Annotated in this window: 25 protein-coding genes; 6 read left to right on the top strand and 19 right to left on the bottom strand. The window is 60.2% G+C overall.

The features are described 5' to 3' along the window. Positions 1-5: 5 nt before the first annotated feature. From aroA to EDE05_RS00275, 7 genes are all read right to left on the bottom strand, one after another. A complete protein-coding gene (aroA, locus tag EDE05_RS00245; RefSeq protein ID WP_134099357.1) occupies positions 6-1,265 on the bottom strand; it encodes a 3-phosphoshikimate 1-carboxyvinyltransferase in 1,260 nt (419 codons plus the stop codon). A gap of 140 nt (positions 1,266-1,405) precedes the next feature. Next, positions 1,406-1,957 (bottom strand): LemA family protein, encoded by a 552-nt coding sequence (locus EDE05_RS00250; RefSeq protein ID WP_105374156.1) that lies wholly within the window; start codon positions 1,955-1,957, stop codon positions 1,406-1,408. Positions 1,958-2,056: 99 nt separating this feature from the next. After that, entirely contained in the window at positions 2,057-3,013 is a 957-nt protein-coding gene (locus EDE05_RS00255) for a glycine--tRNA ligase subunit alpha (RefSeq protein WP_105374142.1), read from the bottom strand. A gap of 96 nt (positions 3,014-3,109) precedes the next feature. Next, positions 3,110-3,301: a hypothetical protein gene (locus tag EDE05_RS00260; protein WP_105374141.1), complete on the bottom strand. Its 192-nt coding sequence runs from the start codon at positions 3,299-3,301 to the stop codon at positions 3,110-3,112. Between the two features lie 22 nt (positions 3,302-3,323). Then, positions 3,324-4,190, bottom strand: a complete 867-nt coding sequence (locus tag EDE05_RS00265; protein WP_105374140.1) for a S49 family peptidase — start codon at positions 4,188-4,190, stop codon at positions 3,324-3,326. A 119-nt stretch (positions 4,191-4,309) separates the two neighbouring features. Beyond that, positions 4,310-5,110 carry a methyltransferase gene (locus tag EDE05_RS00270; protein ID WP_134099360.1) on the bottom strand — a complete coding sequence of 267 codons (801 nt, stop codon included), beginning with the start codon at positions 5,108-5,110 and terminating at the stop codon, positions 4,310-4,312. After that, a complete protein-coding gene (locus EDE05_RS00275; RefSeq protein WP_105374138.1) occupies positions 5,110-5,331 on the bottom strand; it encodes a DUF2007 domain-containing protein in 222 nt (73 codons plus the stop codon). Before EDE05_RS00275 ends, EDE05_RS00270 begins: the two co-directional genes overlap by 1 nt. Before the next feature lie 107 nt (positions 5,332-5,438). Here EDE05_RS00275 and EDE05_RS00280 point away from each other — a divergent pair, with 107 nt between their 5' ends. From EDE05_RS00280 to moaB, 4 genes are all read left to right on the top strand, one after another. Next, positions 5,439-6,455 (top strand): polyprenyl synthetase family protein, encoded by a 1,017-nt coding sequence (locus EDE05_RS00280; RefSeq protein WP_132408724.1) that lies wholly within the window; start codon positions 5,439-5,441, stop codon positions 6,453-6,455. A gap of 160 nt (positions 6,456-6,615) precedes the next feature. After that, the gene (locus EDE05_RS00285) at positions 6,616-8,451 is read left to right on the top strand and encodes a tetratricopeptide repeat protein (protein ID WP_134099864.1); all 1,836 of its coding nucleotides are present in this window, start codon (positions 6,616-6,618) and stop codon (positions 8,449-8,451) included. A gap of 21 nt (positions 8,452-8,472) precedes the next feature. Further along, positions 8,473-9,387, top strand: a complete 915-nt coding sequence (locus EDE05_RS00290) for a 4-(cytidine 5'-diphospho)-2-C-methyl-D-erythritol kinase (RefSeq protein ID WP_134099867.1) — start codon at positions 8,473-8,475, stop codon at positions 9,385-9,387. Continuing rightward, a complete protein-coding gene (moaB, locus tag EDE05_RS00295; RefSeq protein WP_134099363.1) occupies positions 9,384-9,941 on the top strand; it encodes a molybdenum cofactor biosynthesis protein B in 558 nt (185 codons plus the stop codon). Before EDE05_RS00290 ends, moaB begins: the two co-directional genes overlap by 4 nt. 20 nt (positions 9,942-9,961) lie before the next feature. On the opposite strand, the gene EDE05_RS00300 is transcribed toward moaB, so the two are convergent. Further along, positions 9,962-10,480 carry a glycosyl transferase gene (locus EDE05_RS00300; RefSeq protein ID WP_105374135.1) on the bottom strand — a complete coding sequence of 173 codons (519 nt, stop codon included), beginning with the start codon at positions 10,478-10,480 and terminating at the stop codon, positions 9,962-9,964. A 131-nt stretch (positions 10,481-10,611) separates the two neighbouring features. Here EDE05_RS00300 and EDE05_RS00305 point away from each other — a divergent pair, with 131 nt between their 5' ends. Together EDE05_RS00305 and EDE05_RS00310 are read left to right on the top strand one after the other, a co-directional pair. Beyond that, a complete protein-coding gene (locus EDE05_RS00305; protein ID WP_105374134.1) occupies positions 10,612-11,769 on the top strand; it encodes a PA0069 family radical SAM protein in 1,158 nt (385 codons plus the stop codon). Between the two features lie 229 nt (positions 11,770-11,998). Further along, positions 11,999-12,667 (top strand): ribonuclease HII, encoded by a 669-nt coding sequence (locus tag EDE05_RS00310; protein WP_105374133.1) that lies wholly within the window; start codon positions 11,999-12,001, stop codon positions 12,665-12,667. Between the two features lie 30 nt (positions 12,668-12,697). Here EDE05_RS00310 and EDE05_RS00315 read toward each other — a convergent pair whose 3' ends face one another. The 11 genes from EDE05_RS00315 to EDE05_RS00365 form a co-directional block, all read right to left on the bottom strand. Then, positions 12,698-13,336: a glutathione S-transferase family protein gene (locus tag EDE05_RS00315; RefSeq protein ID WP_132408720.1), complete on the bottom strand. Its 639-nt coding sequence runs from the start codon at positions 13,334-13,336 to the stop codon at positions 12,698-12,700. Between the two features lie 105 nt (positions 13,337-13,441). Next, positions 13,442-13,927 carry a F0F1 ATP synthase subunit B gene (locus EDE05_RS00320; RefSeq protein WP_134099366.1) on the bottom strand — a complete coding sequence of 162 codons (486 nt, stop codon included), beginning with the start codon at positions 13,925-13,927 and terminating at the stop codon, positions 13,442-13,444. Between the two features lie 4 nt (positions 13,928-13,931). Continuing rightward, the gene (locus EDE05_RS00325) at positions 13,932-14,582 is read right to left on the bottom strand and encodes a F0F1 ATP synthase subunit B (RefSeq protein WP_166675409.1); all 651 of its coding nucleotides are present in this window, start codon (positions 14,580-14,582) and stop codon (positions 13,932-13,934) included. Positions 14,583-14,663: 81 nt separating this feature from the next. Then, a complete protein-coding gene (locus EDE05_RS00330) occupies positions 14,664-14,891 on the bottom strand; it encodes a F0F1 ATP synthase subunit C (RefSeq protein WP_037158317.1) in 228 nt (75 codons plus the stop codon). Between the two features lie 66 nt (positions 14,892-14,957). Next, entirely contained in the window at positions 14,958-15,710 is a 753-nt protein-coding gene (locus tag EDE05_RS00335) for a F0F1 ATP synthase subunit A (RefSeq protein ID WP_105374129.1), read from the bottom strand. Positions 15,711-15,762: 52 nt separating this feature from the next. Then, positions 15,763-16,125 carry an AtpZ/AtpI family protein gene (locus EDE05_RS00340; protein ID WP_105374128.1) on the bottom strand — a complete coding sequence of 121 codons (363 nt, stop codon included), beginning with the start codon at positions 16,123-16,125 and terminating at the stop codon, positions 15,763-15,765. A 267-nt stretch (positions 16,126-16,392) separates the two neighbouring features. Then, positions 16,393-17,565: a cell wall hydrolase gene (locus EDE05_RS00345; protein ID WP_105374127.1), complete on the bottom strand. Its 1,173-nt coding sequence runs from the start codon at positions 17,563-17,565 to the stop codon at positions 16,393-16,395. Positions 17,566-17,701: 136 nt separating this feature from the next. Further along, positions 17,702-19,603, bottom strand: coding sequence for a potassium transporter Kup (locus tag EDE05_RS00350; RefSeq protein ID WP_105374126.1), 1,902 nt, complete (start codon positions 19,601-19,603; stop codon positions 17,702-17,704). 15 nt (positions 19,604-19,618) lie between these two features. Further along, positions 19,619-20,560: a magnesium transporter CorA family protein gene (locus EDE05_RS00355; RefSeq protein ID WP_134099870.1), complete on the bottom strand. Its 942-nt coding sequence runs from the start codon at positions 20,558-20,560 to the stop codon at positions 19,619-19,621. 319 nt (positions 20,561-20,879) lie between these two features. After that, on the bottom strand, positions 20,880-22,040 hold the full coding sequence (apbC, locus tag EDE05_RS00360) for an iron-sulfur cluster carrier protein ApbC (protein ID WP_134099369.1): 1,161 nt from the start codon (positions 22,038-22,040) through the stop codon (positions 20,880-20,882). A 378-nt stretch (positions 22,041-22,418) separates the two neighbouring features. After that, positions 22,419-23,147: a LuxR family transcriptional regulator gene (locus EDE05_RS00365; RefSeq protein WP_134099372.1), complete on the bottom strand. Its 729-nt coding sequence runs from the start codon at positions 23,145-23,147 to the stop codon at positions 22,419-22,421. Positions 23,148-23,228: the final 81 nt, after the last annotated feature.

The following is a 23,228-nucleotide window of genomic DNA, read 5'->3' on the forward strand; positions in this document are numbered from 1 at the left end:
TGCAATTATTCGATGTTTGTATAAGCGACACCCAGCGAGACCAGCACGTCCCAATAGGCCGGGAAGGTCTTGGCAACGCAATCGGGATCAAGAATGGTAATGCCGCCGATCTTCAGCCCCGCCAGGGCAAAACTCATGGCGATGCGATGGTCGGCGAACGTGTTGATCTCCGCCGGCAGGGTCTGGCCCGCCAGCGATGGATCGGAGGCGACGACGAGATCATCCCCCTCCTCCGTCGCGAGACCTTCGCGAATATTGTTGAGGCCGAGCGACAGCGCGCGGACGCGATCGCATTCCTTGACCCGCAAATTGGCAATACCGGTAAACCGCACCGGCGTCTCATTAAAGGCGGCAAGCACGGCGATAGTCGGAACGGCATCCTGCATCTGAGAACCGTCGATTTCCGCCGGCAAATGCGGGAATTGCGAGATGATCTCGTAGGCCTTGGCGTCCGGCTGCGTAAAAGCATCCGCCGGCACGCCGAGATCGATGGCGCCGCCGGTCAGCACTTCCGCCGCCCAGAGATAAGTGGCGGCCGAAGCGTCAGGCTCGATGGCGAAATCAGCGGCCTGATAGCCGGTCGGTTCGATCCTCCAAGAAGACGGCGTCGGCTGGGTGACTTTTGCTCCGAAAGCGCGCATGACCGCGAGCGTCAGATCGATATACCCTCGCGCGCCTATATCCGCGCCCGCGAGTTCGATGAGAAAAGGTTCGGAACCGCAGGCGGCGGCCATCTGCAGCGCCGAGACATACTGGCTGGAAAGACCGGCGTCGATAACGACCGCATTTCTGGTGAAGGCTCCATTGGCATCGATCGTGACGGGAGGGCAGCCGCTCGGTGCATCGATCGCTACGCCCAGCGACTTCAGTGCTTCGACAAGCGGCTTGATCGGTCGCTTGCGCATGTGTTCGTCGCCGTCGACGACATACCGGCCTTCCCCGAGCGCCAGAGCCGCGGTCAGAAAGCGGGTCGCGGTCCCGGCATTGCCGAGAAACAATGGTTCAGATGGCGGCATGAGCTTGCCCGTGCCGGTAACGACGAAGGTCGTCGCATCCGGCTCATCGACCTCAACGCCCATGGCCCTCAGCGCCTCTGCCATATAGCGCGTGTCGTCGCTCTTCAGCGCACCAGTGAGACGGCTCGTACCCTTTGCAAGTCCTGCAAGCAGCAGCGCCCTGTTGGTGATCGACTTCGATCCGGGCGGCATGGCGCGGCCGGAAAGCGGCTTGCCGGGCGGCAGGATGGTGAGTTTGGCTCTGCCCATGGTGATCGTCTCTTATGCCATCTGCAGCGCTGTCATGCCGTTCCGGCACGTCAGGGACGCCGCAACATTGATTTTACGCCGCAAAAGCGCGGCCGACCGCGCTCATAAACCGTTGCGTCCGAAAGGTCCAATAGCGGAGTTCAGAACTTGACGGCCGGCACGGCGCGGTCCGCCGCGTTCTCGATCTCGAAATATTCGCGCTTGGAAAAACCGAACTGGCTGGCGATCAGATTGGAGGGGACGCTTTCGACCTTGACGTTCAGATCGCGAGCCGCACCATTATAGTAACGCCGCGACATCTGAATTTCGCTTTCAATCGTCTCCAGCGAGGCCTGGAGTTCAGAAAAGTTCTGGTTCGCCTTGAGGTCCGGATAGGCTTCCGCCAATGCGATGATCTTGCCAAGAGCCTGGCCGAGAAGACCTTCTACTTGCGCTCGACCCGCAACATCTCCTGCAGGTACGGCCTGCGCCTGATTGCGCAGCTTGACAACCTCTTCGAACGTACCCTTTTCATGGGCGGCGTAGCCCTTTACGGTTTCGATGAGGTTCGGAATCAGGTCGGCGCGGCGCTTCAGCTGCACGTCGATGCCCGACCATGCCTCTTCAGCCATCTGCCGAGATTTGACCAGCCCATTGTAGAGCATGACAACGTATAGGCCGACGAGAACGACTATACCGAGAAGAATATACATGCGCGAATCCCCCAGAACCGTATAATTCCGGGCGGACACTAGGCATACTTCCTCAAGGGCGTCAAACGGACCGTCGAAGGCCTTAGAGCCTGCCGTCGATCACGCAGCCTCTTTGCCGAAATTCGCGCCGCCCGCTTCCGTCAACAGGAACGCTTCGCCGCAGGCTTTGGCAAGCGTGCGCACGCGCAGAATGTAGCTCTGGCGTTCGGTCACGGAAATCACCCCGCGCGCGTCGAGCAGATTAAAGACGTGAGAAGCCTTGATGCACTGGTCATAGGCCGGGAAGACGCATTTGTGCAGCATCTGATTGGCGTTCGCGCCGGGAGCGCCTGCCGCGAGCAGAGCCTGGCATTCCTTTTCGGCATCGATGAAGTGGCGATGCAGCATGGCGGTGTCGGCGAATTCGAAGTTGTGGCGCGAATATTCCTGCTCCGCCTGCAGGAAGACGTCCCCATAGGAGATCTTTTCCTCGCCTTCGCGGCCGTTGAAGTTCAGGTCGTAGACATTGTCGACGCCCTGGACATACATGGCGAGGCGTTCGAGGCCATAGGTGAGCTCGCCCGCCACCGGGGAGCATTCGATGCCACAGACCTGCTGGAAATAGGTAAACTGGGAAACCTCCATGCCGTCGCACCAGCATTCCCAGCCGAGACCCCAGGCGCCAAGCGTCGGGCTTTCCCAGTCGTCCTCGACGAACCGCACGTCATGAAGCAGCGGATCGAGACCGATCGCCTTCAGCGAGCCGAGGTAGAGCTCCTGAAGGTTGGAAGGGTTCGGCTTCAGGATGACCTGATACTGGTAGTAGTGCTGCAGGCGGTTCGGGTTTTCGCCGTAACGGCCGTCGGACGGTCGCCTGGACGGCTGCACATACGCCGCCTTCCAAGGCTTCGGCCCGAGCGCGCGCAGCGTCGTCGCCGGATGAAAGGTCCCGGCGCCGACTTCCATGTCGTATGGCTGCAGCACCGCGCAGCCCTTGTCTGCCCAATAGTTATGGAGCGCGAGGATCAGCCCCTGGAAGGAGCGGGTCGGGGACATATGGTCGGGCAGCTCGGTCATGGCGATATCAGGTTCGGTTGGAGGGATGCGGACGAGTGCCACGCATGAGGGGCACGGGTCAAGGATTAAAGGTTTAGAAACGCCGGGCCGCGGCGCTTACTCCTCGTCCCGCTTCACCCGGTATTCACCGGTCAACGGATCTTTTTCCAGCGTGCCGACCGCACCCGTCTGGCGCTCCTTCTCGTGCTGGCGGGAGCGCTGAGAAAGCCGTTCGGCATCCTTGGTGAACTTCTTGTACAACATCCAGCCGCCGCCGATCAGGATGATCAAAAATATGAGCTGCGCCATTTCCCCCTCACGTTTTGGCCGTTCAAAGACCGTAGCGGCTCCACAATGCCTTTTCCTCAAGCCCGGCGGCAAGTCCCGTGGTCAGCTCTGCGGCGATTTCGCCGGCCTTGCCCTCGCCAAATACCACTCCCGGCACGCGACGTCCGAAGAGCGTGCGGGCGCTGCCGATCAGTTCCAGCTTGGCATCCTTGCCATAGCGACGTTTCAGAACGTCTCGCATGTCGCCCAATCCGTCGACCAGACCGAGGTCAACGCCGCGCATGCCGCTCCAGAAGAGACCGGAGAAGATGGTCGCATCATCGGCCAGCCTCTCGCCACGCCGCATCTTCACCATGTCAATGAAAACCTTGTGGATTTCGAGTTGCAGCGCCTTCAGATACTCGATATCGCCTTCCTTCTCCGGCTGGAACGGATCGAGGATCACCTTGTTTTCGCCAGCGGTATAGACCCGGCGCTCAACGCCAATCTTGCGGAGCAGTTCGGGAAAACCGAAGCCGCCGGAGACAACGCCGATCGAGCCGACGATGGAGGTGGGATCGGCAAAAATCTCGTCGCCGGCAAGCGCTATCATGTACCCGCCGGATGCTGCGACGTCCTCGACGAACATCAGCACCTTCTTGTTCTTTTCCTCAGCGAGCGCCCGGATGCGCTGGAAGATCAGGCGCGACTGCACTGGCGAACCGCCCGGTGAATTGATGGAAATGGCAACAACCGGCGCCTCCTTCTTCGAGAAGGCCTTGTCCAGCATCGGTGCAACGCCGGCCAGATTGAGCGGCTGCTTGAATTGGCTGCCACCGGCCATGATCGCCCCATGCAACCGGACGACGGGGATCGTCACGCCAGTCTTACGGAACCGCTTCGGCATCAGCCTATTCCAAAACCCGCTCATTTTTCTTCCTTCTGTCGCATTGGGCCTGCCCCAGCATGTATGTGACGGATTCGCAAACACAATGGCCGCGCCCTGAAAACAGGCGAAAACGGCCGAAGAGCGCACCGCCGGTTCAGACTTTACACCGGCGGCAGATTTCTTTTCGGGCCGATTCGCCGATACGCGGCGCGGCCGTTGTTGAGGTCGTCCACGAACGGCGTGAAAGCGTGTCCGTCCGCGCCGTGCACGAAGAGCGGCGCCCTCAATGTCAGCCTCGCCCGCGAGCCCTTGATGGCCGTAACCAAAATGCGTGTGGCGCTTTCATCCGGACGCGGATGGAGCGCGGTTATCTCCAACCCACCGAAGCGTTTGCCGCAGGCATCGATAATCTCGGCGATCGATTGCGGCCGGGCAATCAGCGACAATTGCCCGCCAGGTTTCATGATTGCCCCTGCAGTGCGAACCCAGCCGTCGAACAGACCTTCGGTCATGGCATGAGCCTCGGCCTTCAATGCATCCGGCGTCCGGCGGTCGGCGGCATCGTTGAAGGGAGGGTTCATGATGACGTGGTCAAAGATCTCGTCCGGGAGCCCCGCAGTTATCCGTGGCTTGCCCGTCAAAGTGACATCTGCTTCGAGAACCTCAACACGCCCCGCCAGGGAAGCGTTTTCGAGCAGCGCAAGGGTCCGGCGGGCATAATCGGCCATCAACGGCGATTTTTCGACCAGCATTACTCTCGCTTCCGCGAGGCGCGCGGCAACGGCAAGCCCGGCCGCGCCGGCACCCGAACCGAGATCGGCGACCGTGACCGGCCTGTCTGACGCCACTAGCGAGGCCAGCAGCATTGCATCTACGCCGGAGCGATGTCCGCCGCCCTTCGGCTGCATGATGTGGAATCTGCCGCGATGAAATGCGTCGATGGTATAGGCCGATGCCGTCATCAGGACCGCAGCTCCGCCTCCAACCCCGCATCCGTCAAAATCCGCCGCGCCTCTTCGGCCCGCTCCTCATCCACCAGGAGGCGGCGTGGCAGCAGTCCAAGCGACCCCTCCAGTACACTCATCGACTGATCCGCGATCATGCAGTGAATGCCGGCGTCTTTCATCAGGCTTTGCGCCAGCGACAGGATTACGACGTCGTTGGTGCGAATAATCTCCAGCATGACTCTTTTTGAACTCCATTAGACCATGCAGCATACGATTTGCGCTTGCCGCACTATCCGCCTCTTTCTATTGTCGCCCGAAAGATTTCGCTAGGGAGGCCTCATCGTTGGGCGTCGTCATACCGCTTGAAGAAGGCAAAAACAAACACGCATCCGTCAAGCCTCTGGTGGACCTCACCAAAGCGGATATGGAACGGGTCAATCAATTGATCCTGTCCAAGGCCGGTTCCGACGTGCAGATGATTCCCGAGGTGGCCAACCATCTCATCTCGTCCGGAGGCAAACGGCTGCGGCCGATGCTGACGCTGGCATCCGCTTCGCTGTTCGGCTATCAGGGCGACGCTCATGTGAAGCTCGCGACCAGCGTCGAGTTCATGCATACGGCGACCCTGCTGCATGACGATGTGGTGGATGAAAGCGATCTGCGCCGGGGCAGATCCACCGCCCGGATGATCTGGGGCAATCAGGCAAGCGTTCTGGTCGGCGACTTCCTGCTGGGCCAAGCCTTCAAGATGATGGTGGAGGTCGGTTCGCTCGAAGCGCTCGACGTGCTGTCGACCGCCGCCTCCGTGATCGCCGAGGGCGAAGTGCTGCAGCTTTCCGTCGCCAAGAGCATGGAAACGACAGAAGACGATTATCTCTCCGTCATCCGCGCCAAGACCGCCGCTCTCTTCGCCGCGGCAGCCGAAGTCGGTCCGATCATCGCCAATGCCGACAAGGCGGGACGCGGCGCGCTCAAATCCTACGGCATGAATCTCGGCCTGGCATTTCAGCTTGTCGACGACGCACTGGACTACGGCGGAAAAGCCGCCGATCTCGGCAAGAATGTCGGCGACGATTTCCGGGAAGGCAAGATCACGCTGCCGGTCATCCTCTCCTATCGCCGCGGCACCGAGGCCGAGCGAGCCTTCTGGCGCCAGGCGATCGAAAAGGGTGAAAGCAGCGACGAGAACCTGGAAAAAGCCCTTGGCCTGATGAACAAATACGGCGCGCTGAACGATACCATCGCCCGCGCCCTGCACTATGGTACCATCGCTCGCGACGCGCTGGCGCCCCTGCCGCACTCGCCGATCAAGGCAGCGCTTCTCGAGGTCATCGACTTTTCGATCCAGCGCGTTAACTAAAACAGTACTGGCCAACAAAGGTTTGACCGGCGCCGCCTACTGCGGCGCTGGAGATTTCCTTGCGGACCTGCTTCAAAAAAGCCATTCTGTCGTGAATCAAATGGGCGCGAACGGCAGCGGCATTTACTGCTGCGCCATGCTCTACAAGAAAGGCATCTTCATGCGGCGGACATCCAGCCTTCTTCTGCTTTCCAGTGCGGCAGTCGCGACCCTCCTCCTGTTTGGTGTGGCCGCGAATGCCGCAACCGAGGAACCAAGGCCGACCGCAGCAGAGGTCGTGACCTTCAGCCCCGGCGACGTCAAATCCTTTTCGGGCGCCTTCCTCGCCGCCCGCACTGCGGATGTGGATCATGACTATTCGACTGCCATCACCCTTTACCGCAAGGCGCTCACCTTCGACCCGGCCAACCTGGAAATCCGCGAGCGGCTGATGATCTCGCTGCTGCTCAACGGCGACTTCGACGACGGGCTCCAGGAAGCGGAAGCCCTCAAGAGCGATTCGGCCGTCGAGCGGATCACGAAGATCGTGCGGGGCCTTGACGCGTTGCGCGACAAGAAGTTCGACACGGCCAAAAAAGTCCTCGCCTATGAGGGCCCGAACGATCTCGACCGGTTGACCCATCAGCTACTCCTGGCTTGGGCACAGGTTGGCGCCGGCAAGGGCAAGCAAGCCATATCGAGCGTCAGCAACCTGAAGGGCCCACCGTGGTTCAAGGTCTTCACCGACTACCATCTCGGCGCCATGGCGCTGGTAGCCGGCGACATCGGAACCGCCCGGCAGCATCTCAATACGGCCGTCACCAACAAGGAAGCCGTGGCAACCGCGCCCGATACCTTCATGCGTGCCGTCATGGCGCTCGCGCGCCTGGAAGCAGCCGCTGGCAACAGGCAGAAGGCACTCGACGCGATCGCCGTCGGGGACGGCATGGTTTCCAACTATGCGCCGCTCAAGGCATTGCGGCAGAGCATCGAGAAGGGCGAGAAGCCAGAACAGCAGGTGACCAACGCGGCGGAAGGCGCTGCAGGCGTTCTGTTCTCCATTGGCGGTGCATTGAACCGCCAGGGCGCCGAGGACATGGTTTCGCTCTATCTGCAGATATCTCACGCACTCGATCCGAAGAGCGCCGATACGCTGATCCTGCTTGGCGGCATTGCCGAAAAACTGAAGCAGCCCGAGCGCGCCATCCAGTTCTATGCAAGCGTGCCGACCGATTCGCCGATGCGGCGGATTTCGGAACTGCAGCTGGGTATAACGCTGTCGGAAACAGGAAAGGTCGATGAGGCCAAGCAGCATCTGAAATCGCTGATCGAATCGGATCCAAGCGATATCCGCAGCTATATCGCCTATGGCAGCGTGCTTTCTGAAGCCAAGGACTACAAAGCCATGGCGGAAACCTACGACAAGGCGATCGGCGTTGTCGGCCCCGTACCGAAGGCCGGCGACTGGACCATCTTCTTCCAGCGCGGCATCGCCTACGAGCGGCTCAAGCAGTGGGACAAGGCCGAGCCGAATTTCCGCAAGGCCCTGGAGCTCAACCCCGAACAACCGCAGGTGCTGAACTATCTCGGTTATTCCCTAGTCGACATGAGCAAGAATCTCGAGGAAGGCCTCGATATGATCCGCAGGGCGGTGGAGGCCCGGCCTGACGACGGCTATATCGTCGATTCACTCGGGTGGGCCTATTACCGCATGGGCAAATTCGAGGAATCGGTCACCGAGCTCGAGCGCGCAGTGCAGCTTCGTGCGGGCGACGCGACGATCAACGACCATTTGGGCGATGCCTACTGGCGTGTCGGCCGCAAACTGGAAGCGGTCTACCAGTGGAACCGGGCACTGATCTCGGAAGGCGAGGATATCAACCGCGAGCAGATCAAGGCTAAGATCGAGAAGGGTTTGCCACCGCTGGACCCAAATGCCACAACGGCCGACCGCAGCCAGATCGCACCCGTTCCCCCGACCCCACCGGCACCTGCCAATCCCGACAAGAAGTCCTGACGCATCATGTTTGCCGATGGCATGCCTTTTGAAACCGGGTCCACCGAGGAGGCGGGCCTTTTCGAGCTGGCCCCGGCGAAGATCAATCTCGCCTTGCACGTCACGGGACAGCGGTCTGACGGCTATCATCTGCTCGAAACTGTCGTCACCTTTGCCGACGCCGGCGATCGGCTGAAGTTTGCGGCAGCGGAGGGCGACGAATTCACCGCTTCCGGACGATTTGCGCACCTTCTACCCAATCAAGCGGAAGGCACCTATGGGAATCTGGTGCTAAAGGCTCGCGATCTGCTGCGGGAGAAGCTTAGAACAACCGGCTTCACCGCTCCGCCCGTCACAATCCATCTTGAAAAAAACCTGCCCGTCGCTGCCGGAATCGGAGGCGGGTCTGCAGATGCTGCAGCCGCCTTGCGGGGTCTCCTGCGCTTCTGGAAGAGCCCACTGCCGGAACCGGAAATCCAAGCTCTTGCCCTGGCACTTGGCGCCGATGTGCCCATGTGCCTCAAGAGCGAGGCCCTGGTCGCCAAAGGCATAGGCGAAGACATTGCAGCCTTGCCCACCTTGCCGTCGCTCGCCCTCGTGCTCGGCAATCCGTTGGTGGGCGTTTCGACGCCCGACATCTTCGAGCGGCTCAGCCGCAAGGAGAATCCACCGATCGGTGCCTTGGAAATGGATTGGATCCCTTTCCTCAAAAGCCTACGCAACGATCTCGAGCCGCCGGCACGCTCGCTGGTGCGCGAAATCGACCAGATCTCCAATATGATCGGCGCAGAAGGCGCCATACTGACGCGGATGTCCGGTTCAGGCGCCACCTGCTTCGGCATATTTCCTTCCGCCGAGATCGCAGAGAGAGCCGCGGAAAATCTGACCGGCCAAAGGCCGGACTGGTATTTCCAGGCGGTGCAGACCGTTGGCCAGAACGCTGGAAAGACATCATGAGCCGGATCGACGAAACCCGTTCCTTCATTCCGGTCGGCATTGCCGTGCTTACCGTTTCCGACACCCGCACATTGGAAAACGATAAATCGGGCGACACCCTTGCGGCACGCATTGCGGAAGCAGGCCATGAAATGAAGGCCCGCGCCATCGTGACTGACGACAAGGACAAGATCGCCGCTCAGGTGCGGGAATGGACGCTCGATCCCGAGATCGACGTGGTGATTACCACCGGCGGTACGGGCTTCACCGGTCGTGACGTCACCCCGGAAGCGCTTGAGCCGCTTTTTGAAAAACGCATGGACGGCTTTTCCGAGGTCTTCCACCGCATTTCCTACGACAAGATAGGAACTTCAACAATCCAATCACGCGCGACCGGCGGAGTGGCGAATGCCACCTTCATCTTTGTGCTGCCGGGCTCACCGGGCGCCTGCAAGGACGCCTGGGACGGCATCCTGAAGGCGCAACTCGATTATCGGCACATGCCGTGCAACTTCATCGAGATCATGCCGCGGCTCGACGAGCACCTGAAGCGCGGCGCCTCATCGCAGAAATAGCCGGAGCGGCTCCCGCCCAGCTAATGCACCGCCTTGGCGACCCAGGCGGGAATAATTTCGCTGACGAGCTTGATGGCTTTTTGCCCCTTCGCCAGCGTTTCAAGATCCATGCCTGACTTCGCGAGCGCGATTGCCTGGCGTTTGGGAAAAAGCAGGCCATGTTCCAGCGGAGGAACGGCCCGCCCGATGCGCTTGAAGAACGGCCGCCGGTAAGTCCGAGATGGGGCGAATCGGGCCGGTTGCCTCCCGAGTGCGAGATATTCCATGACCTCATCGATCCAGCCTGTCTGCAATCGGGCGCCGGGCTCCAGCAACAGCAGCCACTCGCCCCGCGCGGACCGCAAAATATCCTTAATGTCCCAATGGGTGTGGAAACGGCAACCGGCGGCATCGGCCACCCGGGAGGTACCATCCCGCGAGCCGTGATCAAGCACCACCACGTCGCTCACGAGCCCTTCCACCGCCGCGGAAACAAGCAGCGAGAGCGTCTGCGCCAGCTCTGATTCCTGATCGCGGCATTCCAAGATGACAGTCAGCATTCCTGACGTTTACCGCATCGCGCCACAGAAAACCAGAAACCTGTCGCCAAATTTTGTTCTTGCAATGTTCTTATTTTGCGGCTAGGAATTTAATCATCAGAAACGGGACGAACACCCGTCAGGAGCACCCCATGAACGAGCTGTCCCATTTGCGGCAGAGCGCTTTGGCGCCTGCTCATACGGCCGATATTGCCGATGCACTGGTAAAGTCCTCCGGTCTCAGGGTCGAAGTGGACCGCAGGCGCGGACGTGGGGCCGGGCTCAATCCGAGCGGCCGCTTCGAGGCAGAACGCCGGGAGGTGTTCGACGACGGGTGGCAGACCATCGAAGAACTCGAACCGTTCAAGACAGAGGTGCAAGTCGAAAAGCCGCGTACTGCAATCACCCGGAATGAATCCCCCGACCTGTCTTTCGACCGCTCGATAAATCCCTATCGTGGCTGCGAACACGGCTGCATCTATTGCTTCGCGCGGCCGACCCACAGCTATATGGGTCTTTCGCCGGGGCTCGATTTCGAATCGAAACTGTTTGCCAAACCCGACATTCCGAAGCTGCTTGAGCGCGAGCTTAGCAAACCGGATTACAAGGTGCGCGCAATCGCCATCGGGACCAATACCGATCCGTACCAGCCGATCGAGCGAGAATGGCGCATCATGCGGCAGATCCTCGAGGTCCTGAACAAGGCCAATCACCCGGTCGCGATCGTCACCAAGTCGGCACTCATTACACGCGATATCGACATCCTTTCCGAAATGGCTTCGAAAGGGCTCGCCAAGGTCGGCATCTCCGTCACCACGCTGGACCGCAAGCTTGCCCGCACCATGGAGCCGCGCGCCTCGACCCCTCCCAAGCGCCTCTCAGCCATCAAGGCGCTGACCGATGCCGGAATTCCGACAGCGGTCATGGTGGCCCCCGTGATTCCGGCGCTTAACGATCACGAAATCGAGCGGATACTCGAGGCAGGCCATGCGGCAGGCGCGACGGAGGCAAGTTATGTGCTGCTGCGCCTTCCTCTGGAAGTGAGCCCATTGTTTCGCGACTGGCTGCTGCAGAATTATCCCAACCGCTATCGGCATGTGATGTCGCTCGTCCGCTCAATGCGCGGCGGCAAGGATTACGACGCGGAGTTCGGAAAGCGGATGAAGGGAGCCGGGCCTTATGCCTGGCAGATCGGCCGGCGATTCGAAATGGCGACGAAACGGCTTGAAATGGTCCGCCGCGGTCTGCCGCTCCGGGACGATTTGTTCATTCGGCCGGATGGCGGAGGTATTCAGCTTTCGCTGCTTTGAGCCTGGTGTTTCGTCTTCACTGGCCATCTCTCGAAGGCATCAAAGGTGGATAGCGGAATCTTATGGAGCAGGCGTGAGGCCTTCACTGTTGTAATTCTGTTTCCGGCGCTTGCCCGTCCTGTCAAGCGCCGGATTCTCCCCGGTTCCACCGCCGCCCCTCGGTGGATAGCGACGCCGCATCGCCTGCCGGGGGTTGCAGGAGATCGGGTCGACGTGCGAGGTTGCCGCCATGTTGCCTCGCACGTCACCCGATTCTCCGATGCTCTTCGAAGAAGTGCCGGTCGTCCCGGACTTCAGCCTGGAACTTCTGGCGCGGAAAGCCGGCCACTGGCCGGTTGCCGGCACGGACGAGGCCGGGCGGGGACCATTGGCGGGACCAGTCGTTGCCGCGGCGGTGATATTGGACCCGGAGAATATTCCAGACGGCCTCAACGATTCCAAGCAGCTGACGGCTCTGCAGAGGGAAACCCTGTTCGAGGCGATCATGGCAACCGCAGAGGTGTCGATCGCGGCCTCCGGACCGCGCCACATTGACGAACGCAACATCCTTCGAGCGAGCCTAGACGCCATGCGCCGGGCTGTCGCGGGTCTCGCGGTCACGCCCGCCTATGTTCTTGCCGATGGGCGCGACGTGCCGCGCGGCCTCTGCTGTTCCGGCAAGGCGGTCATCCAGGGCGATGCGCGTTCCGTTTCGATCGCGGCGGCATCTATTGTCGCCAAGGTGACCCGCGACCGGATGATGACGCGCGCCCACCATGTCTATCCCGTCTACGGTTTCGCCAACCATGCCGGCTACGCCACCCCGCAGCATCGTGCGGGCATCGAGGCGCATGGCCCCTGCTCACTGCACCGCATGAGTTTCCGTCCGCTCAGGAAGGACGAGTTGCCAGGCACGTAAGGATACACCTTCGGGACTAGCATCCTGCGGTCAGCTCGTCGGGATCGTCGCTCGCATTGAAGCCCTAGAAGAAATCCGGTTCCACCAGGAAGCGAGCGCCGGAACTCCCCTCATCAGGCCGGGAGCGACTGGCGCCTTCATGAAATAATCCATCATCGGCGCCAAATGAAGATCGGCAAGGCTGAGGTCGGATCCGCCTGCCCACGGCCCATCCGTCATCAGATCCTCCAGCGCCTGTAAGCAGATTGGCGCCTTGTCGAGCGCGGTCTGCAGCCGGGAAAAATCCCTCTGTTTGCCACTACGGGGTTTCGAGACCTGCTCCACGTAGATACCCCAGACGAGGGTTGGATAGATATAGCCGTCGGCGATGCTGATGATCTGGTTCATCCGTGCTCGGCTGCGGATATTTACCGGCTGCAGTGCCGGCCCCTCGAAGGCCTCGTCCACATATCTGGTGATGGCGCCGGTCTCATACAGCGTAAAGTCGCCATGCTCGAGCGCCGGAATACGGCCGAATGGGTGCTTTTTCAAATAGGAAGCGGGCGGGCCATCCGCAGCAAAGACGTCGATCGCATCCAGTTCATAAGCGACGCGCTTTTCGGTGAAAGCTAGCCGGGCGCTACGTACATAAACGCTGTAGTCGGCGCCAAACAGTCTGGGCTTTTGCATCGATCCTCCCGGCAGTCCCATTCGCCTGAAAAACAAGCCACAAATGAAAAACCCCCGGAGGCACAGAGCTTCCGGGGGCTTCTTATTTTTCGCAAGGTATCGCAATCAGTTCAATCGCGACTGCACCTGGCCGAGGGCGTCCTTGAAAAGGGCGTCCTGCGTGGAAGTATCGGCCTTGTTGGCAATGACTCGTTCGGCGGCGGCGATCGCAAGATCGACAGCGGCGGCCCGAACGGCACCGATCGCATCGGCCTCAGCCTGCCGGATCTTCTGCTCCGAAAGCGCGTTCCGGCGAGCCACAAACTCCTCCGTCTTCTGACGGGCTTCTTCACTCAAGGCAGCGGCTTCGCGTTCGGCAGATGCCACGATGTGAGCGGCTTCCGCTTCGGCTTCCTTGCGCTTGCGCTGATATTCAGCAAGCAGCGCCTGAGCCTCTTCACGCAGACGTTTGGCTTCCTCAAGTTCCTTGCGGATGTTGTCGGCACGCTCATCGAGCGATTTCGCCATCATGCCCGGAACCTTGAGATAGGCAATCAGGGCAAGAAAGAGAACGAGACCGACGAAGGCGAAAAATGTTGCATCGAATGCCATTGTATCAGGCCTCCGTCTTCGCGGCTGCGACGGCAGCCTTGATATCGTCGCCGGATGCCTTGGCGCCGATCAGCTGATCGACGATGGCAGAGGCGGTTTCTTCGGCAATCTGGCCGACCTGAGCGAAGGCCTGAGCCTTGATTTCGCCAATGCGGGTTTCAGCCACCGAAAGCTTCTGAGCCAGTTCCGTCTCGATCGCGGCGCGATCGGCGGCAGCCTTGCCCTTGGCCGCTTCGCGAGCGGTCTCTGCAATGGTGTGTGCCTTGGAACGGGCGGCCGCCAGTTCCCTTTCGTAGGTCTCGACAGCGGCGTCGGCTTCAGATTTTAGGCGCGCGGCTTCATCGAGGTCCTGAGCGATCCGGTCGTGGCGGTGTTCGAGAATACCGCCGACGCGCGGAACGATGACCTTCTTCATCAACAGATAAAAGAGGCCGAAAGTGATGACGAGCCAGAGGATCTGCGACGGGAAATAGGTCGCATCAAATGGCGGGAAGGTGCCGCCACCGTGCTCGCCGCCATGGGCGACGCCGGTTTCGGTATGCACTTCGCCAGCCGGTGCGGCATGCGGATCGCCCGCGGGAGCGGCGCCCGGTGCTGCAGGCGTTTCAGGAGCGGCCGGCGCGGTCTGCGCATATGCCGAGGTCACGAACATCATCACCTCCAGGTGTATTCCAAATGCGAAGGATCACGGCGCGCTATCTTGCAAGCGGCCGCGATCCGGATGCCTGGTCAGGTCTTAGACTGCGTAGAGCAGCAGGAGAGCGATGAGCAGCGAGAAGATGCCCAGAGCTTCCGTAACGGCGAAGCCGAATACCAGACGGCCGAACTGGCTGTCAGCGGCAGACGGATTGCGCAGAGCGCCCGAGAGGTAGTTGCCGAAGATGTTGCCGAGGCCAAGAGCCGTACCGGCCATGCCAAAGCAAGCCAGACCTGCACCGATGAACTTTGCTGCTTCCGCTTCCATGAGAAACTCCTTCGAAATGGTTGTTGCGGCTGTAGACTGACGCCTAGGACGCCAATGTCGTTATCCTTAGTGCCCGCCGGGATGGATCGCGTCGTTGAGGTACATGCAAGTCAGCACCGCGAAGACGTAAGCCTGGAGGAAGGCGACAAGGAATTCGAGACCGGTCAGGGCGACGGTCATGATGAGAGGAAGGACGGCTCCGCCGATGCCCAGCGCGCCCATGGTTCCAAGCGAGGCAACGAAGCCCGCGAACACTTTGAGCGTGATATGGCCGGCCAGCATGTTCGCGAAGAGACGAACCGACAGCGAAACCGGGCGGGACAGGAACGAGATGATTTCGATCGAAACGACCAGCGGCAGAAGCGCGCCGGGAACGCCGCTTGGCACGAAGAGCTGCAGGAAGTGCAGGCCGTGCTTGTAGAAGCCGTAGACGAGAACCGTACCGATGACCAGCAGCGCCAGCGCGAAGGTGACGATGATCTGGCTGGTGACGGTGAAGAAATACGGGAACATGCCGAGCAGGTTCGCCGTCAGCACGAACATGAACAGCGAAAAGACCAGCGGAAAGAACTTCATCCCGTGGCTGCCCGCGCCTTCGCGCAGCATGCCGGCGATGAATTCGTAGGACATTTCCGCTACCGACTGCGCCCGGCCGGGGATCAGCCCGCGCTGCGAGGTGGAGAAATAAAGGAAGCCGGCTGCGCAAGCCACAGTGGCGACCATAAAGAGGGAGGCATTGGTAAAGGAGAAATCGATGCCGCCGATCTCAATCGGAACGATCTTGCTGATCTGGAACTGATGGATCGGATCGTTTGCCACCGTCTACCTCTTTCATTGCCGGGCCAGCGGCCCAATCTTCCTGCGGGAGGCGTCAGAGACCGCTTCCCTTTCCATTCTCGTCGCCCCGCTTGTGCATGGTCGGCGGCGGAGCCACCATACCTACTGCGCGAAGCACATTCAGAACGCCGGCACAAAAACCCAGAAGAAGAAGGACGATCATCCCCCAGGGCGACGTACCGGCAAAACGGTCGAGCAGAAAACCCAGAATGGCGCCAACGGCGACAGCGGAGATGAACTCGGAGGAGAGCTTGAAACCGAGGGCCATGCCCCTGCGGCTCTCTTCAGATTGCGCGTCCCTCTTCGCCTCTGCCGCGTCTTCAGCCTTCCTGTCCGCGAGTTTTGCAGACAGGCGCTTCCGGCGCTCTTCCAGACCATCGTCCCGGTCATCCGTCATTCACGTCGTCCCTATTCCCAGCTTCCGGGCAACCGGTCCTTAGAACCGGCCGACCGCCAAAAAGTGCAGCCAGCGAGGGATTTCGCGCCTTCAGGCCCGTTTTCAAGTCGCGCGCAACATAGTTTTGAGCGCCCCCATAGTCAAGGCGTCGGCGGCGCTTCATGCAAGGTTAATTAACCTTGGAAATTCAAATTGTTAGTAGCATTGCAACCGGGAGCGGGCAAAACTGTCGCGGGAATCGCTTCGCATTTGCGAGGCAGAAGGCGGTCAGCTCCAGCCGCCGCCATAGGTGCGGTAGAAGACGTGCAGGCCGATGCGGCCAACCTTCTTCATGGTGCGAGCCCAGGCAGGACGCACATAAACTGCGTGATAGTGGGTGGAGGAACCGACTTCCGGAAGCCAGATCTTTCCGGCGGTAACGGCCATCGCCACCTCGCGGGCCATTTTCCAATGGTATTCGGAGCGGATACGATCCTTGATATTGTCGCAGGCGAAGGAGAACTGGCAGCGGTTGCGCCAATCCTCGTTCTGGTAGACGACATCGCATATGGTGCCGGGATAGGCGGGATTGCGAACACGATTGAGGATCACCTGCGCCACCGCGGCTTGGCCGCGGGCTGCTTCGCCGCGCGCTTCGAAGTAGATGCCCGATGCGAGGCATTGCTGTTCGCGGGCGGAAAACGCCGACGGCGGTAGCGGCGTTGCGGCCCAAGCATGATCATCGGGCCCGATCGGCGGAATGAACCGTCCCCCTTTCGGTTTTTCCGTCAAGATTGCATCGAAAGGCGATTCTTCGGCGAAGTCGGGCTCCGGCGGCGCATAGGCGGTTGCGAGCACATCAGCCTGCTGGTTGTTGATAAGGCCGGCGATCATCGGCATCAAATCATCTTGCGGCTTCGGCTCTTCCTTCTTCCGGAAATAGAAGGATGCAAGCTCGATTGGCTTCTGCGCCTTGCCGGCTCTGGCAAAGGCGGCCAGTTCATCACGCCCCTCGATCGGCAGAGTGAGCGCGCTCGAGCGCTGAAGGACGGAGCCGGCGGAGAATGCCTTCGGCGGCTGCATCGGTTCGACCGCGACGATGCGGCCCTTCTTCCCTGCCCGGTTGACGCGGTCTTCGTCGGGCCGCGGATCTGCGGATTGCTTTTCATCGACCAGGGCAATCTTGCGACCATCCGCGAGCGTAACGCCCGCATTGCCGGAAACGGCGTCCTTCAATCCCGGGAATGCCAGCGACGCCTGGTGAATCGACCCTGCGGGGGAATCTGTCAGGACCATGCGCCATTGATCGGCCCGATCCAGCCCCGTCAGAAGATCGGCCAGATCGCCATGGGCGGGGGCGGACGGAAAGATTAGCCAACAGGCAAGGCCGAAGACAGCCGGGGAAGTCCATGCATCCCGACGGGATGCAGACTTGCGACGCAAAACGCTCTTCGAACGCAAAACCGTAACTCCACAAGGCAAAGACGACCCCGTGAAGATCAATCATTAACCTTGATGAGCGGTTAACGCCGGCAGTCGAAACACCTGCAAACCGGACTGAATTAGGACATTCACATAAATGTCAGCCTGCGGAACGTCAGATGATGACGTGGGAGCCGAGTTCCACCACCCGATTGGCAGGCAGGTGGAAATAATCGGACGGGTCGGTCGCGGTGTTGGCCATGGCGATGAACAGCCGGTCCTGCCACATCGGCATGCCCGACTCCGCATCCGGCACGAGCTTGCGGCGTCCGAGATAGAAAGAGGTGGACATGATGTCGAACTTGAAACCGGTCTTGCGCAGATAAGCAAGCGCTTGCGAGACGTTGTGCGATTGCATGAAGCCGAAACGGAGTTCGATCAGCGTGAAGCGTTCGGACACCTTTTCGATCTTGTAGCGCTCTTCCAGCGAAACGCGGGGCTTGTTGCCAGTCACGATCGTCAGGATGACGTTCTTATCGTGCAGGACATGGTTGTGTTTGATGTTGTGCAGCAGAGCCGCCGGAGCGGTTTCCGGATCGCTCGTCAGGAAAATTGCCACGCCCGGCACCAGGACCGGGGCATGATCGCTTTTCTTCTCGACCATCGGAATGAAGGTCGCGAGCGGCACGTCGATGCGGCGGGTCTTCTCGAACAGGATCGCGGTGCCGCGTTTCCAGGTCCACATGATAATGGTGAAGATGATCGCCATCATCACCGGCACCCAGCCGCCATCATGCACTTTCAGTAGGTTTGCCCCGAGGAAGACCAATTCCAGCGCCAGCAATGGTGCCAGGACGCCAATCGCAAGGCTCTGCGGCCATCTCCACTTCAGCCGCACGAATTCGTAGGCCATCAGCGTCGTGACGACCATGGCGCCGGTCACCGATATGCCATAGGCCGTCGCCAGGGCTTCGGAGCTTTCAAACCCCAGAACCAGCGCGATCACGCCCACCAAAAGCAGTGTGTTGACCGATGGCAAAAAGATCTGACCGGTATTGGTCTCGGAGGTGAAAAGTATCTGCATGCGCGGCAGGTAGCCGAGATGGATTCCCTGGCGCACGAGCGAGAAGGCGCCGGTGATGACCGCCTGGCTGGCGATGATGGTCGCGGCGGTTGCAAGAATGACCACCGGCAGCAGCGCCCATTGCGGGAACATCAGATAGAAGGGATCGGACATGGCCTCGGGCCGCTTGAGCACCAAAGCCCCCTGCCCCAAATAATTGAGCGTGAGAGCCGGGAATACGAGCGTAAACCAAGCCCACTGGATCGGCCTGCGGCCAAAGTGACCAAGGTCGGCATAAAGCGCCTCGGCACCGGTAACGGTCAGGAAAACCGCGCCCAGCACGACAATGCCGACAAAACCTTCGTGCAGCATGAATTGGACGGCATACCAGGGATTGAAGGCGGCCAGGATGCCGTAGTCGTCGGAAATATGGGCGATACCGCCCGCTCCCATGACCAGGAACCAGACGGCGGTGATCGGACCGAAGAAGCGGGAAACCAGTCCCGTGCCCTTCGACTGGATCGCGAAGAGCCCGATCAGAATGCCGACAGAGATCGGCAGCACAGCGCTGTCCAAAGCCGGGGTCACGAGTTTCAATCCTTCGACCGCCGACAGAACCGACAGCGCCGGCGTGATGATCGCGTCACCTAGAAAGAGTGCCGCGCCGATCAGCCCGAGCAGCATCAGGAACGCCCTGTGGCCGTTGGCTGATTTCGTGAGGAGCGCCAACAGCGACAGAGTGCCGCCTTCGCCGTCGTTGTCCGCCCGCAGCAGGAAGAGCACGTATTTGAGCGTGACGATGATGGTCAGCGTCCAGATCATCAGAGAGATCAGACCGATGATCTCCACTTCGGTGACGCCGTCATGGGAAATGGGCTTCAAAGCCTCACGGAAAGCGTAGAGAGGACTGGTGCCGATGTCGCCATAAACGACGCCGACGGAGCCGAGTGCGAGTGCAAACAGGCCTTGAACCTTGGTGGTTTCGGCAGCGGAATGTTCAGCAGGATGGCCCATGGGACGTCTGGCTTGCTACAGCCAGCCTTTCCAGCGGAAAATGAAAAAAGGGACGATGGCAGAGAGGATCATCGTTAAGATCGCCAGCGGATATCCGAGGTGCCAATCGAGTTCCGGCATGAAATGAAAATTCATGCCGTAGATGGAAGCGACCAGCGTCGGCGGCAGGAATACCACCGAAGCGATCGAGAAGATCTTGATAATCGAATTCTGCTCGACGTTGATCAGGCCAAGCGAAGCGTCAAGCAGGAAGGCGATATTGCCTGCAACGAAGGCCGCATGCTCGGACAGGGTTTCAACATCATGAGCTACGGTGGCGCAGAGGCTGCCGTCGCTCTTGTCTTCATGCATGAACGGCACGTTCCTCAGGAAGGTCAAGAGTCGCGAAAGGGAGCCCAGGCTGTCCCTTACCTTTCCGACCAGCCGATGACATTCGGCAATCTCTGCCAGTTTTCGCTCGAGGAATTGCGGCGGGCGCCGCTTACCGCGATCCCGGAAGATGTCCGTGGACAAGGTATCGACCCGATCCACGGCATTCTCCAGGATTTCCGCAGTGCGGTCCGCAATGGTTTCGAGAAGCCTCGCAAGCAGGGTTGTGCCGTCGCGCGCCTTGTCGGGAATACGGCCGAGGGCGGCGATAAAGAGCTGAAAGCTCTTTGGATCAGCGTAGCGGACCGTAATAAGCCGGTTGCCGGACAATATGAAGGCTACGTCGGTGAGCTCCGGATTCGTTCGGTCTGCATGCCAGACGAGCGAAGCAGTCATAAAAGCGGAGCTGCCCTCGATATAGAGCCTGCTCGAGGGCTCGATGTCCTTCAGATCGTCGCGGGTAGGTATTTGAACGCCGACCAGGCTCTCGACATAGGCATCTTCCTCCGGTGTCGGTTCGATCAAATCGATCCAGACAATATCGTCGGAGAGCTGGCGCTGCGCCTCAACTGGCGCAAGCGTCTTCATCGACCCATTGGCACTATAGGCATTGATCAAACGTGGTCTCCGACCGAAACCCTCGGCCTTAAAGAGAAGCGGATTTGCCGGTTCCCAGATCCGTGGCCATCAACGACCCCGGCGGGACGCGCCTATAAAGACAGCCATAGTCAAAATCAAGAGGTACCGAACTCCCGATGTGGCGCCGCAACATGACTCCGGCGCATCGGATATTCAAGAGGAGGCGGCAAGACGAGCCTTTTCATGGCCCGCATCAAAGCCTTGCGGGCGCGCAACGACCGCAAGCCCGCTCAAAGTCATAGCGCTCTAGGAAAACCTTTGCGTCAAACTATTCAAAGACGATGGCAGGAGCCTCCCGCGGCGTGCGTCCGCCCAGTTCCGCCCACACCTTGGCGGCGATATCCCGATAGATCCTGGCCGACGCGCCGTCCGGATCCGAGACGACCACCGGCGTACCAGCGTCTGAGCGCTCGCGGATGTCGATCGTCAGCGGCACCTCACCAAGGAAGGGGACGCCGATACGCTCTGCCTCTGCGCGCGCGCCGCCATGGCCGAAAATGTCATAACGCTTGCCGGTGTCGGGGGCCAGGAAGAAGCTCATGTTCTCGACGATGCCGAGCAGCGGCACCTCAACCTTCCGGAACATGGTAATGGCCTTGCGGGCGTCGATAAGGGCCAGATCCTGCGGCGTCGAAACGACGACCGCACCTGCCAACGGCACCTGCTGGGCCATGGTGAGTTGAGCATCGCCGGTGCCGGGGGGCATATCCACGACGAGAACATCCAGATCGCCCCAAGCCACCTCCCGCAGCATCTGCATCAGCGCCGACTGAACCATCGGTCCGCGCCAGATCATCGCTGTCTCTTCATCGACGAGAAAACCCATGGACATGGCTTTCAGGCCATAGTTCTCCATCGGCCTGATGATGCGGTTCTCGATCTGTTGGGGACGCCCCGATATCTTGAGGAGCCTCGGCACGGAAGGACCGTAGATGTCCGCGTCCAAGATACCGACCTTGAGCCCGTTCGCCTGAAGTCCGAGAGCAAGATTGACAGCCGTTGTGGATTTGCCGACTCCACCCTTGCCGGATGCGACCGCGATGATGGCACCGACACCGGGCACGCCAGCCTTCTCGCGCTGCGGAGGGTGGGCGTGGCCATGGCTATGGTCATGTGCCGGTCCGCCAGCGGCAGTCCGAGGCGGAACCGGTTGGGGAGGCGGCGCGGGCGAGCCCGCCTTTCGATCAGCCGTGAGCGTCACCAGCGCACCCTTGATCCCAGGCATGGCTTTGACGCTGCGTTCGGCCGCGACGCGCAGCGGTTCAAGTTCGTGCGCCCGTTCCGCCGGCACCGTAATGGAGAAATAGACCTTGTTGTCGGAAATAAAGACGTCGGAGACCATGCCGCGCGAGACGATATCGCCTTCCAAATCCGGCCCGCGAACTTTGGCCAGCACCGCCAGCACTTCTTCCTTCGTCACCTCGGACATAGCCCTCAAGACTCCTGCTTTCGTTAGAGCAGCATTCACCCGGTTAACAGGTCAGCCGCATCCGGCGATATATAGGAGTTCAATATTGTTGAGGGCAAGGAAAGAAGCGACCACCGTTCGACCGGCGGCCATATGGCGCACAGACCGAACGGTGGCTTTTCTTGTCACGCCTCTTGGGGCGCTTTTACAGTCCCCTCTGGACCTGCCACTAAAGAAGCACGAAACGTGCCACTCGGGAAGATGCTTACTTTTATTGAGCTTTTCCAACAACTATCGGCTATTGGCGCCGCCGCGACGCAGCAATTCCAGGATTTGCCTGCCTTTAACGGCGCCAAATGCTTAAGCAACGATGAAATAGTGTGCAATGCAGCACGCGCTTTATTTGATCAAGCCGATCCGCAACGCCTTGGCAACGGCCTGAGTGCGGTTAACCGTATCCAATTTCTTCGCGGCGCGGTTGAGATAGTGGTTCACGGTGTGCTCCGACAACCCCAAAATTTCCGCGATCTCCGCGCTGGTCTTGCCGGCAGCCGTCCAGTTGAGGCAATCGATCTCTCGTTCGGTCAGGACATCCGTGGCGCGTACGTCCAGATTGCGGATCTCCGCCAGCCGCTCGAACACATGGATGGAGATATACATCAACTCCATCATCTGCTGCCGGTTGAAGAGCGGACCTTCACCGGCGAACGAAACCGCAGCCCGAATGCCCGAGGCGTCGTGGACGGGGAAATAGGCGCCGCGCACCAGGCCGAACCTCCCGAAAATATTTCGGATCAACGGCCCCCTGTCGGAACTTACACTCTCCAAATCGAAGGTGAAAGGCAGGGTCGAACTGCGGAGCCTGCGAAGAACGGGGCTGGACTGCAGCAAACCTTCCCTGTCGAAATGAGATATCAGTTCGGCCGGCCAGTTCGTGATGATTGTGTTGCTGGACAGCTCGAGTGACGTCGCATGAGGAAGATTGACGACCATGAAGGTGCGGCAACCGTAATATTCCGTCACCCGCTTCATGAAGCGAAATACATCGAACTGGGTCTTGAGAGCCGCGATCTCCTCGACGTTTCCATCGAAAACCCAGGCCTCGGCAACTTTCTCGGTCTTGGACATCACTTACTTCTTTGCTCGGCCGCTCATCTGAGCAAATGCTGGCATCCCAACTGGATTCACACCGACGGACCGTTCGTATGG

The sequence above is a fragment of the Neorhizobium sp. R1-B genome (assembly GCF_004368875.1).
GTDB classification, from domain to species: domain Bacteria; phylum Pseudomonadota; class Alphaproteobacteria; order Rhizobiales; family Rhizobiaceae; genus Neorhizobium; species Neorhizobium huautlense.